14 protein-coding genes are annotated in these 14,743 nt (G+C 65.6%); 9 read left to right on the top strand and 5 right to left on the bottom strand.

Annotated features, from left to right (window positions below):
* Positions 1-86 precede the first annotated feature (86 nt).
* Genes AU072_RS07870 through AU072_RS07845 form a run of 6 tightly spaced genes read left to right on the top strand, consistent with a single transcriptional unit; the run spans position 87 to position 7,680 of the window.
* Positions 87-1,301, top strand: coding sequence for an MCE family protein (locus AU072_RS07870; protein ID WP_064413245.1), 1,215 nt, complete (start codon positions 87-89; stop codon positions 1,299-1,301).
* Positions 1,298-2,320 carry an MCE family protein gene (locus AU072_RS07865; RefSeq protein ID WP_064413244.1) on the top strand — a complete coding sequence of 341 codons (1,023 nt, stop codon included), beginning with the start codon at positions 1,298-1,300 and terminating at the stop codon, positions 2,318-2,320. Before AU072_RS07870 ends, AU072_RS07865 begins: the two co-directional genes overlap by 4 nt.
* Positions 2,320-3,402 (top strand): MCE family protein, encoded by a 1,083-nt coding sequence (locus tag AU072_RS07860; RefSeq protein ID WP_064413270.1) that lies wholly within the window; start codon positions 2,320-2,322, stop codon positions 3,400-3,402. The genes AU072_RS07865 and AU072_RS07860 overlap by 1 nt, the downstream gene beginning before the upstream one ends.
* Positions 3,399-4,865: an MCE family protein gene (locus AU072_RS07855; protein ID WP_064413243.1), complete on the top strand. Its 1,467-nt coding sequence runs from the start codon at positions 3,399-3,401 to the stop codon at positions 4,863-4,865. Before AU072_RS07860 ends, AU072_RS07855 begins: the two co-directional genes overlap by 4 nt.
* Positions 4,862-6,139 (top strand): MCE family protein, encoded by a 1,278-nt coding sequence (locus AU072_RS07850; RefSeq protein WP_064413242.1) that lies wholly within the window; start codon positions 4,862-4,864, stop codon positions 6,137-6,139. Before AU072_RS07855 ends, AU072_RS07850 begins: the two co-directional genes overlap by 4 nt.
* On the top strand, positions 6,139-7,680 hold the full coding sequence (locus tag AU072_RS07845; RefSeq protein WP_064413241.1) for an MCE family protein: 1,542 nt from the start codon (positions 6,139-6,141) through the stop codon (positions 7,678-7,680). The genes AU072_RS07850 and AU072_RS07845 overlap by 1 nt, the downstream gene beginning before the upstream one ends.
* A gap of 5 nt (positions 7,681-7,685) precedes the next feature.
* Here the strand turns inward: AU072_RS07845 and AU072_RS07840 are convergent, their stop codons facing one another.
* Complete coding sequence (locus tag AU072_RS07840) at positions 7,686-8,192, bottom strand: Rv2253/PknI dimerization domain-containing protein (protein ID WP_120270975.1); 507 nt, start codon at positions 8,190-8,192, stop codon at positions 7,686-7,688.
* Positions 8,193-8,374: 182 nt separating this feature from the next.
* Between AU072_RS07840 and AU072_RS07835 the strand changes: the two genes are divergently transcribed.
* Both AU072_RS07835 and AU072_RS07830 read left to right on the top strand, forming a co-directional pair.
* Complete coding sequence (locus tag AU072_RS07835; RefSeq protein WP_064413239.1) at positions 8,375-8,809, top strand: hypothetical protein; 435 nt, start codon at positions 8,375-8,377, stop codon at positions 8,807-8,809.
* Between the two features lie 62 nt (positions 8,810-8,871).
* On the top strand, positions 8,872-9,735 hold the full coding sequence (locus AU072_RS07830; RefSeq protein WP_064413238.1) for an EamA family transporter: 864 nt from the start codon (positions 8,872-8,874) through the stop codon (positions 9,733-9,735).
* Between the two features lie 92 nt (positions 9,736-9,827).
* Here the strand turns inward: AU072_RS07830 and AU072_RS07825 are convergent, their stop codons facing one another.
* The 4 genes from AU072_RS07825 to AU072_RS07810 form a co-directional block, all read right to left on the bottom strand.
* The gene (locus tag AU072_RS07825; RefSeq protein ID WP_064413237.1) at positions 9,828-10,673 is read right to left on the bottom strand and encodes an ABC transporter permease; all 846 of its coding nucleotides are present in this window, start codon (positions 10,671-10,673) and stop codon (positions 9,828-9,830) included.
* Entirely contained in the window at positions 10,670-11,545 is an 876-nt protein-coding gene (locus AU072_RS07820; protein WP_064413236.1) for an ABC transporter permease, read from the bottom strand. Before AU072_RS07820 ends, AU072_RS07825 begins: the two co-directional genes overlap by 4 nt.
* Before the next feature lie 3 nt (positions 11,546-11,548).
* Complete coding sequence (locus AU072_RS07815) at positions 11,549-12,727, bottom strand: polyamine ABC transporter substrate-binding protein (protein WP_064350136.1); 1,179 nt, start codon at positions 12,725-12,727, stop codon at positions 11,549-11,551.
* A 91-nt stretch (positions 12,728-12,818) separates the two neighbouring features.
* Positions 12,819-13,937, bottom strand: a complete 1,119-nt coding sequence (locus AU072_RS07810) for an ABC transporter ATP-binding protein (protein ID WP_064413269.1) — start codon at positions 13,935-13,937, stop codon at positions 12,819-12,821.
* Between the two features lie 366 nt (positions 13,938-14,303).
* Here AU072_RS07810 and AU072_RS07805 point away from each other — a divergent pair, with 366 nt between their 5' ends.
* Positions 14,304-14,732, top strand: coding sequence for a type II toxin-antitoxin system Rv0910 family toxin (locus tag AU072_RS07805; RefSeq protein WP_064350137.1), 429 nt, complete (start codon positions 14,304-14,306; stop codon positions 14,730-14,732).
* Positions 14,733-14,743: the final 11 nt, after the last annotated feature.

Below are 14,743 nucleotides of genomic sequence, written 5' to 3'. Positions count from 1 at the left end.
GTGGTCGTCGTGTCGGTCACCTTGCTGGTGTCACTGTCCATCTACGGTTCCAACGGCAACTTCAACCTGTCGGGATAGGTGGAACGTTGACCAGCAACCACGAGCCACCGACACAGCCGCGTGAATACGCAAGGCCGATAGCGGGTTTCGTTGCCATCGCCGCAATCGCAGCGGTCGTCGCCATCGCCGTCGCGCTCTTCCGGGGGGATTTCACCAGCACCGAGCCGGTCACCGTCATCACCGACCGCGCCGGTCTCGTGATGAATCCCGATGCCAGGGTCAAACTGCACGGCGCTCAAGTCGGCACCGTCTCCGCCATCGAACCGCTCCCTGGCGGGAAGGCCGCTATCCACCTCGCCATGGATCCCTCCGCGATGGAGTTGATTCCGGCCAACGTACGTGTCGACATCGCGTCCTCGACGGTGTTCGGCGCGAAATCCGTTGCCCTGGTGCCGCCGTCGGATCCGTCTGCGCAGTCGCTGCGGGCCGGCCAGGTTCTCGACGCCGATCACGTGTCGGTCGAGATCAACACCATATTCGAACAACTCGTCTCCGTGCTGAACAAGATCGAGCCGGCGAAACTCAACGAGACACTGGGGGCGTTGGCCTCCGGGCTCAGCGGCCGTGGCGAGAAGTTCGGGCAGGCGCTGTCCGACCTGGACACGATGCTCGCAAAGCTCGACCCCAGTCTGGACAATCTCAGCCACGACATCGCGGTCCTACCAGAAGTTCTCGACGCGTACGCCGACGCGAGCCCGGATCTCCTGGCAATCGTGGACAGTGCGTCGGCCATAAGCGACACGATCGTCGAGAAGCAGCACGATCTCGACGCCCTGCTGCTCAGCGCGATCGGGTTCGCCGAGGTCGGTAACGAAGTACTGTCCGGCAACCGGCAGGCGATCACTGAAGTCCTCGACCTGCTCGTACCCACGACCGACCTGACCAGCCAGTACCACCCAGCCCTGAATTGTGTGCTGGCAGGCATGGTTCCGTTGGCCACGGCGGCGCCCTCACCAGTTCCCGGGGTTCTACTGCTGGATTCCTTCGTGCTGGGCTCCGAACGGTACCGTTACCCCGGGAACCTGCCGAAGGTGGCGGCCAAGGGCGGCCCCCAGTGCGCGGGCCTGCCTGACGTGGGATACGAAACGCGGGCGCCCTACGTCGTCAGCGACATCGACGCCAGCCGTGCGCAGTACGGCAATCAGGGCATCCTGTTGAACTCCGATGCGCTCAAGCAGGCGCTGTTCGGCCCGATCGACGGTCCGCCGCGAAACACCTCACAGATCGGGATGCCGGGATGAGCGGGGTCGGCACAGCGATCAAGCTCGGCGTCTTCTGCGCGGTGATGCTGCTGTTGACCGGCGCGCTGTTCGCGATCTTCGGCCAGTACCGCACGGGGTCGTCGAACGACTACTCGGCGGTGTTCACCGATGTCTCGAGTCTGAAAACCGGTGATTCGGTGCGGGTTTCGGGAATCCGAGTCGGCACAGTCCACGATGTCTCACTGCGACCGGACAACACCGTCGTGGTCAGCTTCGACGCCAGTACCGACATCGTGCTCACCACCGGCACCAAGGCCGCGGTGCGGTACCTCAACCTCGTGGGGGATCGCTACCTCGAACTCCTCGACGGCCCCGGCTCCACCAGGGTCGCCGGACCGGGGTCTGAGATCCCCGCCGAGCGCACCGAGCCGGCATTGGACCTCGACCTTCTCCTCGGCGGATTGAAACCGGTTATCCGCGGCCTGAATCCCGACGATGTGAATGCCCTGACCAACTCGCTGATCCAGATCCTGCAGGGCCAGAGCGGCAACGTGGAGTCGTTGTTCGCCAAAACCGCCTCATTCACGACCGCGATCGCCGACAACGGCCAGATCGTCCGGGAGCTGATCGACAACCTGAACGCGGTGATGGCGACCGTGGCCAAGGACGGGGACAAGTTCTCCGGCGCCGTCGACCGCCTCGAGAAGCTCATCACCGGTCTGGCCACCGACCGCGACCCGATCGGGGAGGCCATCACCGCGCTCGACAGCGGGACCGCCTCGCTGGCCGAGCTGATGACTCAGGCACGTCCGCCGCTCGCCGGCAGTATCGACCAACTCAACCGGGTGGCTCCGTTGCTCGAGAAGGACAAACCGCTGCTGGACATCTCACTGCAGAAGCTGCCGCAGAACTACAAGAAACTGGTTCGTCTCGGCGCGTACGGAAGCTTCTTGAACCAGTACCTTTGCGGCATCTCGGTGCGGGTCACCGACCTGCAGGGCCGCACCGCCCACTTCCCCTGGATCCTCCAGCAGAACGGAAGGTGCGGGGAACCCTGATGCTGAAATACCGTGGTGCCTCGTTGATCCGGGCCGGATTCATCGGCGTGACGCTCGTCATCCTCGTCATCGCCATCGGGCTACAGCCGGAACGGTTGTGGTCGTGGGCCACCGCCATCAGGTATCAGGCCTTGTTCACCGAGGCTGCAGGCCTGGCTCCGGGAAACGACGTCAAGGTCTCGGGTATGACGATCGGATCGGTATCCGATGTCACGCTGAGCAAGGGCAAGGCGTTGGTGACGTTCACCGTCGACGGAAAGGTCGGCCTCGGATCGCAGACCACGGCGCACATCCGCACCGGCACACTGCTGGGGGAGCGGATGATGACGCTCGACCCTGCGGGCGACGAGCGCATGAAACCGTTGGATGTGATTCCGCTGTCGCGGACCTCCTCGCCATACTCGTTGACCGAGGCGGTCAGTGAGTTCACCGCGAACACGGCGGCGACCGACACCGCATCCGTGAACCGGGCCCTGGACACGCTCTCCGAGACGATCGACCGGATCGCGCCTCAGCTCGGTCCGACCTTCGACGGCCTGAGCCGGCTGTCTTCGTCACTGAACGGCCGCGATGAGTCACTTGGTGAGCTGCTCGCCAGCGCCGCCGACGTGACCGGCGTGCTGTCGGAGCGCAGCCAGCAGCTCAACACCCTGCTCCTCAACGCCAATGACCTGATGGGTGTTCTCGAACAGCGTCGACACGCGATCGTCAACCTGCTGGCCAACACCTCGGCCGTGGCTCAACAACTGAAGGGTCTCGTGCACGACAACGAACAGGAGATGGCCCCAACGCTGCAGAAGCTGAACTCGGTCTACGACATGCTCCAGCGCAATCGCGACAACATCGCCAAGGCGCTCACCGGTTTGTCGAAGTACCAAGTGACACAGGGTGAGGCGGTCAACAACGGCTTCTACTACAACGCCTTCGTCGGCAACCTCCTGCCCGCCCAGTCGCTGCAACCGTTCCTCGACTACGCGCTCGGCTACCGCCGCGGCGTGAACGCCGGTCAGCCGCCCGACAACGCGGGGCCACGGGCCGAATTCCCGTTCCCGTACAACGGTATTCCGGGAGGGTCGCGATGAGGCAGCGCAAACCTCTGACGGCCGCACTACTGATCGCACTGACGGGCCTGCTCGTCGCCGGGGTCGCCGTCGTCGTGCGACAAGGATTCTTCGGCCCCAGAACCATCACGGCGTACTTCAGCTCGGCAACCGCGATCTACCCCGGCGACGAGGTCCGCGTCGCGGGGGTGCGGGTCGGCACCATCGAATCGATCGAGCCCGACGGGGCGCACGCGCGCATGCGGCTGTCCGTCGACCGCGACGTGCCGATCCCCGCCGACGCCAAAGCCGTGATCGTCGCGCAGAACCTGGTCTCAGCGCGCTACGTCCAGCTCGCCCCCGCCTACGAGACGAGCGGACCCACCCTGCCGGACGACGCTGTCATCGGCGTCGACCGAACGGCGGTGCCCGTCGAATGGGATGAGGTGAAGACCCAATTGACCCGGCTGGCGACCGATCTCGGCCCGCAAGGCGATATTTCGACGACATCTGTGAGCCGCTTCATCGACAGCGCGGCGAACGCCATGGACGGCAACGGTGACAAGCTGCGCGAAACCATCACCCAGCTCTCTCAGGTCGGCCGGATCCTCGCCGACGGCAGCGGCAACATCGCCGACGTCATCAAAAACCTCCAGACCTTCGTCACCGCACTGCGCGACAGCAACGCCCAGATCGTGCAATTCCAGGACCGCCTGGCCACCGTCAGCAGTGTGGTCGACGCGAGTAGGTCGGATCTCGACGCGGCACTCACCCACCTGTCCGAAGCCGTCGGCGAGGTGCAGCGGTTCATCGCCGGCAGCAGGGATCAGACTGCCGAGCAGATTCAGCGACTCGCCGACGTCACACAGAACCTCTCCGACAACCGGCTTGCGTTGGAGAACGTGCTGCATGTCGCGCCCAACGCCATCGGCAACGGGTACAACATCTACAACCCCGACACCGGGACCATGATCGGCGGCTTCGCACTGGCCAACTTCGCCAACCCAGTGCAACTGGTGTGCTCAGCGATCGGAGCGGTGAAGAACGCGACGGCGCCGGAAGCGTCCAAAGCCTGTGCCGAATACCTCGGCCCCGCACTGCGCCTGCTCAACTTCAACTATCTGCCGATGCCGTTCAACGCCTATCTGCAGAAGTCGCCCAGCCCCGGCAACCTGATCTACTCGGATCCGGCGCTCGCTCCGGGCGGAGCGGGTGAAAGCCCGCTGCCGCCCGAAATCGCGCCGGCTGTATCGGCGTACACCGGCGCGGGTGACACGCCGCCGCCACCGGGTTGGAGCACCCCGGCCGGTCCGCCCGGCGCCTACGCGCCCACGGGTCTGCCCGCCGCTCCGCAACCAGCGCTGTTCCCGGGCGCACCGGTTCCGCCGGGCCCACCGGCGGCCGCGCCCCAACCGACCTCTCTCGAGGACATGCTGTTGCCAGCGGAGGCCGCGGCCACACCGTCGTCGGCGGTCCCTCCCACGGGAGGTGGTCCAACGCCATGACCCTCGCCAGATCGATCCGACGCCTCGTCACCACGGTGTGCTGCGCGGCCTTCGTGGTAACCGGGTGTGAGTTCGACGGAGTCAACTCGTTGCCGCTGCCCGGCACGGTCGGCCGTGGGGAACACGCCGACGTATACCGCGTCCAGATCCGCAACGTCGGTTCGCTGGAACCGAATTCACCCGTGCTCATCGGTGATGTCGTGGTGGGCAGCATCGGCAAGATGAAGGTGACGAACTGGACCGCCGACATCGAGGTCTCGGTGCGACCCGACGTCGTCGTCCCGGCGAACGCGGTGGCTACGGTGGGACAGACCAGCCTTCTCGGATCCATGCATCTCGCACTCGACCCGCCGCTTGGCCAAGCGCCCAGTGGAGAACTCGAACCCGGTTCGACCATCGGAGTGGACAGGTCGTCGACGTACCCGTCCACCGAACAGACGCTGTCGTCACTGTCGGTCGTGCTCAACGGCGGTGGCCTCGGCCAGATGGGGGACATCGTCCGCGAGTTCAACGCCGCGCTGAACGGACGGGAAGGCCAGATCAGGGACTTGCTGGTGCGGCTCAACGATTTCGTCGGAATGCTCGACACCCAACGTGACGACATCACCGCATCGATCGCGGCCATGAACCGGATGTCCGGAACTTTCGCATCGGAGCGCGACGTGATCAGCGGTGCACTGCAACGCATTCCGCCAGCGCTCGACGTCCTGGTCAAGGAACGGCCTCGGATCACCGAAGCGTTGGACCGGCTCGGTCGGTTCAGCGACACCGCCACCGGACTGATCAACGACACGCAGGACGACCTCGTCCGCAACCTCGCCAACCTCGAACCGACGCTGCGCGCGCTCGCCGACGTCGGACCGGACCTGGGTACCGTCCTGGCCTACGCGCCGACATTCCCCTACACGCAGAGCTTCATCGACCGTGCCATACGCGGGGACTACATGAACCAGTTCATCATCTTCGACTTCACCATCCCGCGGCTCAAGAGAGGGCTCTTCCTGGGCACCCGCTGGGGGCAGGAAGGAGCGCCGATGGTGCCCGCTCCTGGCGACCCCTGGTACCTCACCTACACTCTCGATCCGTTGAAGGCGCCGATCACCGCGACGCCCACCGAGGTGGCAGGTTTGCCGCCACTGGTGGAAGCTGGTCAGCAACAGGCGGATTCACAGCCTGCGGTGGACCACGCGTCAGGGACAGCACCCGGACCGGAGCCTGAAGCTCCAGCCGCGACCACCGGCGCGGTGGGCGCCGGGGGAGCGGAGGGCAACTGATGCTGACTCGATTCATCCGCAATCAGCTGATCGTCTTCACCATCGCTTCGGTGGTCGGCATCACGTTGATGTTCTTCACCTATATGCAAGTACCGACACTGCTGGGCATTGGTCGCATATCGGTGCAGTTGGAATTGCCGGGCACCGGAGGCCTTTATCGGTTCTCCAACGTGACGTACCGCGGGGTGCAGGTGGGCAAGGTCCTCGACGTGCGGCCCACTCGCGACGGTGCCGTCGCGACGCTGTCGCTGAACACGTCGCCGAAAATCCCGGCCGATGCCAAGGCGAACGTGCGCAGCGTGTCGGCGGTCGGGGAACAGTACGTGGATCTGATCCCCGAGAACGCGAACGGCCCTTTCCTGCAGAACGGTTCGGTGATCCCACGGCAGAACACATCGGTGCCGCAAGCCGTCGGCCCGATGCTCGATCAGGTGAGCGCACTGGTCGACAGCATCCCGAAGGACAAGATCAGCGGGCTGCTCGACGAATCGTTCAGGGGCCTTGACGGAACCGGTTACGACTTCGGTTCGCTGCTCGACTCCTCGGCGACGATTCTCGGCGATGGCAATGCGGTCGCCGACCGCACCCGCGCGCTGATCGACGACAGCGGTCCGCTGCTGGACGGCCAAGCGCAGTCGGCCGACGCCATCCGCACCTGGGCGCGCAGCGTCGCGGGGATCACCGGACAACTCGAGGCCGACGACGCCCAGATGCGTACGCTCCTCGATGTCGGTCCCCGCGCGGCCGACGAGGCGTCGCAGCTGTTCAACCAGGTCAAAGCGACCTTGCCGGTGTTGCTGGCCAACCTCGTCACCGTCGGCCAGGTAGGGGTGACGTATCACGCCGCGCTGGAACAACTTCTGGTGCTGTTCCCGCCGTACGTGGCGGCCACGCAGACAGTCGGCGTGGCGCGAAACAATCCCACCGGCATGGCGCTCGGCGATTTCACGTTGGTGATCAGCGATCCGCCCGCGTGCACGGTCGGATTCCTGCCGCCCAACATGTGGCGATCACCCGAGGACGAGACGATCGTCGACACACCCGACGGCCTCTATTGCAAACTACCGCAGGACTCACCCATCGGCGTGCGCGGTGCGCGGAACTACCCGTGTCTCGGACAGCCCGGCAAGCGCGCCCCGACCGTCGAAATGTGCCGCAGCGACAAGCCGTTCGAGCCGTTGGCGATGCGCCAGCACCCGCTGGGTCCCTACCCGATCGATCCCAGCCTGATCGCCCAGGGCGTCGCACCCGACGACCGCGTCGACTTCAGCGAGCGGATCCACGCCCCGCTGGAGGGCACGCCGATGCCACCAGCGGAAGCGCCTCGAGAAACACCGCCCGCGACGGCGCCTGCCGGCGGCGCTCCGGTCGTCGCACCGAGCTCGTCGCGGTCCGGTGGTGGACCGTCCATCGCCTTCGCGCCCTACGATCCCCAGACCGGCCAATACGCCACGCCCGACGGCAAGGTCTTCCGACAGGCCGACCTGACCTCGCCCGCCGGCACGCAGTCGTGGCAGGACCTACTCGTCCCGAACGGATGAATCGATCAGCCCGTCACCTTGACGAGCTTGAACGGCATGTTGATGAAGACCGGCTTGCTGACCCCGCATGCGCCACTCGGGCCGGTGGTCTGGTCTTCACCCGCCAAGGTCGTCGACGCGGGGTCGGTCATGCTGCCGTCCTCATTGACGGGGACGAACCGGAACACCTGCAGCCCCGGGGCTGCCGTGCCGTCCGGACACGGGATCCAGTTCTCGACCGTGTGCTTGACGTACCAGACGCCACCCGTCTTGTAAATCGGTGCGGTCCAACCGAAGTCGCTGACCACCGTGCCCGTGCACTCGGTCGGATAGCTGCATGTCGTCTCGATGGTCCAGGTGCTGCGCAGGCTGGCCTCATCGCGAAACACCTCGTTGGTCTTGGCGTATTCGCCGTTGGAGGTGGCGGTGTAGCGGCCGTTGAGGCCCCAGTCGTGCTCGGTGGCGTGGGCGACCCCGGCCAACCCGATACCCGCCGCGACGGCAGCGACGCCGCACCCCGCAAGTCCGGGCATCCGCATCGTCGCCTCCTTAGCGATCGTGATGAAGCATCAACCTAGGCGCTGGTCTCGGGTCGAGTGTGACCGTCGTCCGCTCAGCGGAACGGCCGAATCCCGCTGAGCGGCATCATCGCCGTGGGCAGGCGCGCACCTGCGGTATCAAGGATCTTTGCCGCGCCCGCCGTCCGGAGGTCAACATGAAAGCCGCGCTCGTGGGCTTGGCACTCGCTTTGGTATCCGCGTTTGTCCCTGCCATCGCCCACGCCGACACTCCGTATGGCAACTTTCATCTGGTGATCGACGGGCGATACGACTTCCACACCTGGCTGTGGGCGGTGTCGCGCTGCCCCGGCGAATGCGTGCACGTACAAGCCATCCCGCAGCCCAATGCGAAGGCGTTCCCCTACAGCGGCGACGCGCGGTTGGTCGACGGACGCTACACGTTGACGGTCGACGTTCCCGACGGTCTGCGGTGCGGCAACGTCTACTACGGGCCGGTGGTCCCGACCCGCGACGTCTACTCGTGGGATGCAGCGACGCGATCGGGCACGCTCGAGTCGTCGTTCGCGACCGGGTGTGACGGCGCGCCGGGAGGAACCTTCACCTACCCGTTCAGCCTCGCACGCCTGTAGACGTCGCCGCATCTCGGGAAATGGCGTGGACGTGAACGCCCGACGTCCCGTTGAATGCCAGCATGGTGAGCCAGGCCCGCAGCGGGGTGCTGATGGCGGTCGCGGCGATGCTGTCCGTGCAGACCGGCGCCGCGGTCGCGGTGACGCTGATCGACCGCATCGGCGCCGAAGGCGCGGCGTGGCTGCGCCTGGCGTGGGCGGGCGTCCTGATGCTCCTCATCGTCCGGCCGCGGCCAAGGGCCTTCACCTGGGCGAGCTTTCGCATGTGCGTGGTGCTCGGCGTGGTCACCGCGGGCATCACCCTGCTGTTCATGGCCGCGTTGGCCCGCATCCCGTTGGGCACCGCCAGCGCGATTGAATTCCTCGGCCCGCTGGGCGTTGCCGTTGCGCACGGCACCGGGCGCAATCGCCTGGTGTGGCCGGGTTTGGCCGCGGTCGGAGTCCTTCTGCTCACCCAACCGTGGGCGGGCCAGGTCGACCCGGTCGGCGTCCTGTACGCGCTGGCTTCAGCTGCCTGCTGGGCGGCCTACATCCTGTTGACCCAGCGGGTCGGTGACGAAGTGGTGGGGATGTCGGGACTGGCGGTGTCGATGCCCGTCGCAGGCATCGTGGCCACCCTGGCCGTCGGCCACCTGGTGCTACCGCGGCTTTCGGTGGACATCCTGTTGATCGGGATCGGCTTGGCGATCCTGCTGCCCGTCGTGCCGTTCGCGCTGGAACTGCTGGCATTGCGCCGACTGACCACCGCCGCGTTCGGAACGCTGATGGCGCTCGAACCGGGCTTCGCGATGGTCATCGGCCTGCTGATCCTGCACCAGGTGCCCGAACCGCTCGGCGTGCTCGGCATGTGCTTCGTGGTGGCCGCCGGTATGGGCGCCGCGCGCACCGGGGCCCGCACACCGCCAGTCCCCGTCGAAGTGGCGTGAAGCGCCCACGAGCGTGCGTAAACTGCCGAGGAATCGAGGCGTGTCGTGGGCAGACTCGCACGCTCGCGGTGAGGGGAGGCGAGGTAGCGTCGCTAGACGTCGATCCGCTTGCGTCGGTACAGGGTTCCCGCCGCCAGCAGGACGAGGCTGATCACCAGGATCGCCGTGGCGAGGACGTTGATCTGTGGCGGTACCGCGGCCTTCACCGCGGCATTGACGTACAGCGGATAGGTCACCGTCGAACCGCTGACGAAGTAGGTGATGATGAAGTCGTCGAGCGACAACGCGAACGACAGCATGGCGGCCGCGACGATGCCGGGAACGATCAACGGAAGCGTCACCCGGAAGAACGTGCGGGTGGGGCTGGCGCCGAGGTCCATCGACGCGTCTTCCAGAGTCCAGTCGAATCCGCGCACCCGCGCACGCACCGTCATCGCGATGAAGCTGACCTCGAATGCGATGTGGGCCAACACGATCGTCACATAGCCGGTCGCCCAGCCGAGGTCGAGAAACAGCACCAGCAGCGCGGCACCCATGACCACCTCGGGCGCCGTCAGCGGCAGGACGAGAAACGTGTCGACCGCGCGCTGTCCCCGCCACCGTTGGCGCACAAGGGCTATGGCCACCAATGTACCCAGTACCAACGCCACCGCGGTGGAGACTGCGGCGACGTTGATGCTCAGCTTCAGCGCCTCGGTCAGCGCGGGATACTTGAACGGATCGGCCCAGTTGTCCAGGGTGAAACCCTGCCAGCTGTAGTTGAACTTGCCCTTCGGATCGTTGAACGAGAACAGCACGATCACGAAAATGGGCAGGAACAAATACAGCAGCACGAGCCCCGCGACGATCCGCAGCAGCCAGTCGCCCCACCGCGGCGATCCCTTGACTCTTTTGGCCGGCGTGAGGCTGGTCGCCGCTTCCAGGGCCTGGACGGTCATACGAGTTCCTCCGTGCCCAATGCCCGGGTGTAGAGCAGGACACCCACCAGGATGATGCCCATCAGCACCATGCTCAGCGCCGCCGCGGCCGGATAGTCCTTGACGACCAGGAACTGCTGCTGAATCACGTTGCCGATCATCGTCGTTTGGGTGCTGCCCAGATACTCGGCATTGATGAAGTCACCCGCGGCCGGGATGAAGACCAGCAGGCTGCCGGCCAGCAGGCCGGGAAGCGACAGCGGCAGGATGACCTTGGTGAAGCTGCGGGTATTCGACGAGTACAGGTCCTTGGAGGCTTCGATCAGCCGCGGATCGATCTTCTCCAGGCTGACGTACAGCGGCAGGATCATGAAGATGATCCAGTTGTAGGTGAGGCCACCGATGACCGCCCAGCTGGTGGACAACAGCCGCCCGTCGGCCGGCAACAGCCCGATCGCGCCCAACGCCTCGACCACCCAACCGTTGTCGGCCAGAATGGTTTTCCACGCGATCGTGCGGATCAGGAACGTCACGAAGAACGGCAGGATCACCAGACCGAGGATGAGGTTCTTGAAACGCCCGGCCTTGAACGCGATCACATACGCCAGGGGAAACGACAGCAGCACGCACAGCACCGTCGCGGTGGCGGCGTAACCGAACGACCGCAGTATCTGCTCCTGATACTTGCTGAACGCCTCGGCGTAGTTTCCGAAGTCCCAGGAGAACGTCAGTGTCGGAAGGAAAATGGAGCCGCTGGTCGTCGACAGCGACATCCGCGCCAGGGAGATGAACGGGACGACGAAGAACACCGCGAGGTACACCATCGCGGGCAGGATCATCAGATACGGGGCGATCCTGCTGCGCTGTCGGCCGCTACTGGCGACTCCTGCCATGCATCAACCGCCGGTGACTTCGGCGTACATCGAGGCGTACTGCTGCTTCTGCTCGTCCTCGAGCGGAGCCCAGGCCGTGATCCGGTCGAGGGTGGATTGTGGAGGATTGATCAGCTCGTTCTTGCCCAGATTCGGGTCGATCTGGTCGAGTTCTGCCGTCATGTCCGAGAGGACCGGAACGAACTGTGTGAAGGCGATGAGCTTGGCATAGTTGGCCCGGTCGTAGACGAAGTCGATCCACGCCTCGGCGGCCTTCTGGTTCTGCGTGGTGTAGGGGATCACCATGACGTCGAGGAAGTCGGTGCCGCCGGATTCGGGAACCACGAACTGCAAGTCGGGGTTGTCGGCCTGTAACTGCACGACGTCACCCGAATACGCCTGCGCAATAACGACATTGCCCGCCGCCAGGTCGTCGGCGTAGTCGTTGCCGGTGAACCGGCGGATCTGACCGCGGTCGTTCTGTTCGCGGACGAGGTCCACCGCCTTGCGCACCGATTCGGTGCTTGGCGAGGCAGGGTCCCCGCCCTGGGACTGCATGACCATGCCCAGGCCGTCCTGGAAGTCCGAGAGCATACTGACGCGGCCCTTGAACGCCGGGTCCCACAGGTCGTCGATCTTGGTGATGTCGCGGCCGGTGGCGGCGCGGTTGTAGGCGAGGCCGACCATGCCGGTCATGTAGGGCGCGCTCCACTTGCGGCCCGGGTCCATCTGCGCGTCGAGCAGGTCGGGTCGCAGGTTCTTCTTGTTGGGAATGCCGTCCTCGCTGAAGTCGTTGACCCAGTTCAGCTTTCGGATCTGCGAGGCCATGAACGCGGTCGGCACCACGAGGTCGGTGCCGATGTCCTGTTTGCGCGACAACGGTTCCTTGACCTTGGCGAACCACTCCTCGTTGTCGTTGAAGTCCTCCTTGTAGTCGACGGTGATACCCGATGCCTGCTGGAAGGCGGCGATGAACCCCTCGGCCATGTAGAGCGGCCAGTTCGAGATCCGCAGTGTGCCGCTCGCCGGCCCGCCTTCCTGAGTCGTGGTACCGGAGGTGCCGCTGTCTGATCCGCATGCCGCCAGGAACGACGGGCCGAGGACCACTGCGGCGGCCGCAGCGGCGCCTCCGCCGATGAAGCGGCGGCGCGACGTGCGGTTGGCTGCGAAGCGGGCGAGGCGGGGATCCATCTCATGGGGCATGGCGGGCTGTGCCTTTCGTCGGAGGGAGGGGAGGGGCCGACAACTTCCGAGTCGCCACTCGGGGCGGTGCCGGATCGTCAGGGGTGACGATTCAGGAATCGTCGAGCATCTCCTCGAGATCCTCGGCGGTCGGAATGTCGGCCGCGGGCAACACCAGTGACGCGTCCGGGCTCCAGCAGACGTGCACCTGGTCGCCGGGGCGCAGCATCGGCAGATCCTCCTCGGGACCGATGTGGGCGATCATCGCCGAGTCGTCCGGTGCCGCCAGCGACAGCCGCACCACCGGACCCTGGAAGGTCAGATCCGTGACCGTCGCGCGCACACCGACGAGCTCACCGGTGGGCGCATCCATGCACACGCGGATCCGCTCGGGCCGCACCATCAACGTCGCGTGCCCTCCGGGTTCGATCGTGGTCTCGCCCGGCCGCGCTTTCAGCGTCGAGCCCAGCACCTCGATCTCGACGTAATCCCGGTTGGCCCTGCCGGTCTGGCGGCCGGCCCACAGGTTGGCCTGTCCGATGAAGCTGGCGACGAACACCGTGGCGGGCCGGTCGTAAATCTCGGTCGGCGTACCGATCTGGTCGACGTTGCCGGCGTTCATGACCGCGATGCGGTCGCTCATCGTCAGCGCTTCCTCCTGGTCGTGGGTCACGTAGATGAATGTGATCCCCACTTCGCGCTGGATGCGCTTGAGTTCGAACTGCATCACCTGACGCAGCTTGAGGTCCAGGGCGCCGAGCGGTTCGTCGAGCAGCAGTGCGCTCGGGTAGTTCACCAATGCGCGCGCCAGCGCGACGCGCTGTTGCTGGCCGCCCGAGAGCTGGCCGGGGCGGCGATCGGCGAAATCCGTCAACCGGACGATCTCGAGGAGTTCGTCGACCCGCTTGCGGATCTCATTTTTGGCCAGCTTCTTGCTCCGGGGACCGTAGGCGACGTTGTCCCAGACAGACATGTGCGGGAACAGCGCATAGTGCTGAAAGACCGTGTTGACGTTGCGTTTGTGGGGCGGGACCTTCGAGACGTCGACGCCTTCGAGGCGGATCGCGCCGACGGTGGGGCTCTCGAACCCGGCGATCATGCGCAGGGTGGTCGTCTTGCCGCAGCCGGATGGTCCGAGCAACGAGAAGAATTCGCCCGCGGCGATGGAGAAGTCCGCTTCGGCCACGGCGACGTAGTCGCCGAAGCGCTTGGCGACGTGGTCGATCTCGATGACCGGGGCGCCTGTCCGGCGGGGCGCCTCGTTGTGTCCCGATGATTGGTCGACGGCGGTGGTGTGTGTGCCGGTCAGTGCGGGTCCTCCTCCGGACAGCCCCCCGAGCTGTGGGTAAACAATCGCGGATCGAGCGGTCGTTCGCAAGCGATTCCGCAGGGAATTTACATATTCACAATGGAATCCTTCGTCTGGCGTGGCCACGGACACCAAATTCGCTGCCGCCGGGACAGTCGTCGACCTGGCGCGTGGACCGCAGCCGGCGCCGACACTGAACCGGTGTCTGGATCAGTTTCGCAGCCCGCCCCGCCATGATCGGGCGAAACGCCGTTTACCTGCCCCGCTTCGTGGGGTACGGCACTAGTCATGGCAGCAGTGGACGTTTCGGTGTCGTCGGACCTGAGCCCGCACAAGGCGTGGGAGCTGGCCTCGGACCTGAGCCGGTTCGACGAGTGGCTGACGATCTTCGGTGGGTGGCGCAGTGAGGTGCCCTCCGAGATCGAGGTCGGGACATGTGTGTCGTCGCTGATCAAGGTCAAGGGATTCCGCAACACCATCCACTGGCAGGTCACGCGCTACGACGAGCCCAAGGTCGTCGAGATGGTCGGCCGCGGCCGCCCGGGCATCCGAATCGGGTTGACGCTGTGCGTCCGCGCGGACAACCCCGGCTCGACGTTCCAGGTGGTCGCCGACCTCTCCGGCGGGCTGTTGAACACGCGCATCGGCAATCTGGTGGCCAAGGTGATCGAATCCGACGTGCGCAAGTCGGTCAGCAATCTGGCCGCGCTGCACTGACCAACGGCATC

The sequence above is a fragment of the Mycolicibacterium novocastrense genome, assembly GCF_001499835.1.
Lineage (GTDB): Bacteria > Actinomycetota > Actinomycetes > Mycobacteriales > Mycobacteriaceae > Mycobacterium > Mycobacterium novocastrense.
This window is presented reverse-complemented; position numbering and strand designations above follow the sequence as displayed.

Bases quoted from the DNA above. Each gene is read 5' to 3' on its own strand.
- AU072_RS07865 (WP_064413244.1), top strand. From the start codon at position 1,298: ATGAGCGGGGTCGGCACAGCGATCAAGCTCGGCGTCTTCTGCGCGGTG.
- AU072_RS07860 (WP_064413270.1), top strand. From the start codon at position 2,320: ATGCTGAAATACCGTGGTGCCTCGTTGATCCGGGCCGGATTCATCGGC.
- AU072_RS07855 (WP_064413243.1), top strand. From the start codon at position 3,399: ATGAGGCAGCGCAAACCTCTGACGGCCGCACTACTGATCGCACTGACG.
- AU072_RS07850 (WP_064413242.1), top strand. From the start codon at position 4,862: ATGACCCTCGCCAGATCGATCCGACGCCTCGTCACCACGGTGTGCTGC.
- AU072_RS07845 (WP_064413241.1), top strand. From the start codon at position 6,139: ATGCTGACTCGATTCATCCGCAATCAGCTGATCGTCTTCACCATCGCT.
- AU072_RS07840 (WP_120270975.1), bottom strand. From the start codon at position 8,192: ATGCCCGGACTTGCGGGGTGCGGCGTCGCTGCCGTCGCGGCGGGTATC.
- AU072_RS07835 (WP_064413239.1), top strand. From the start codon at position 8,375: ATGAAAGCCGCGCTCGTGGGCTTGGCACTCGCTTTGGTATCCGCGTTT.
- AU072_RS07830 (WP_064413238.1), top strand. From the start codon at position 8,872: ATGGTGAGCCAGGCCCGCAGCGGGGTGCTGATGGCGGTCGCGGCGATG.
- AU072_RS07825 (WP_064413237.1), bottom strand. From the start codon at position 10,673: ATGACCGTCCAGGCCCTGGAAGCGGCGACCAGCCTCACGCCGGCCAAA.
- AU072_RS07820 (WP_064413236.1), bottom strand. From the start codon at position 11,545: ATGGCAGGAGTCGCCAGTAGCGGCCGACAGCGCAGCAGGATCGCCCCG.
- AU072_RS07815 (WP_064350136.1), bottom strand. From the start codon at position 12,727: ATGCCCCATGAGATGGATCCCCGCCTCGCCCGCTTCGCAGCCAACCGC.
- AU072_RS07805 (WP_064350137.1), top strand. From the start codon at position 14,304: ATGGCAGCAGTGGACGTTTCGGTGTCGTCGGACCTGAGCCCGCACAAG.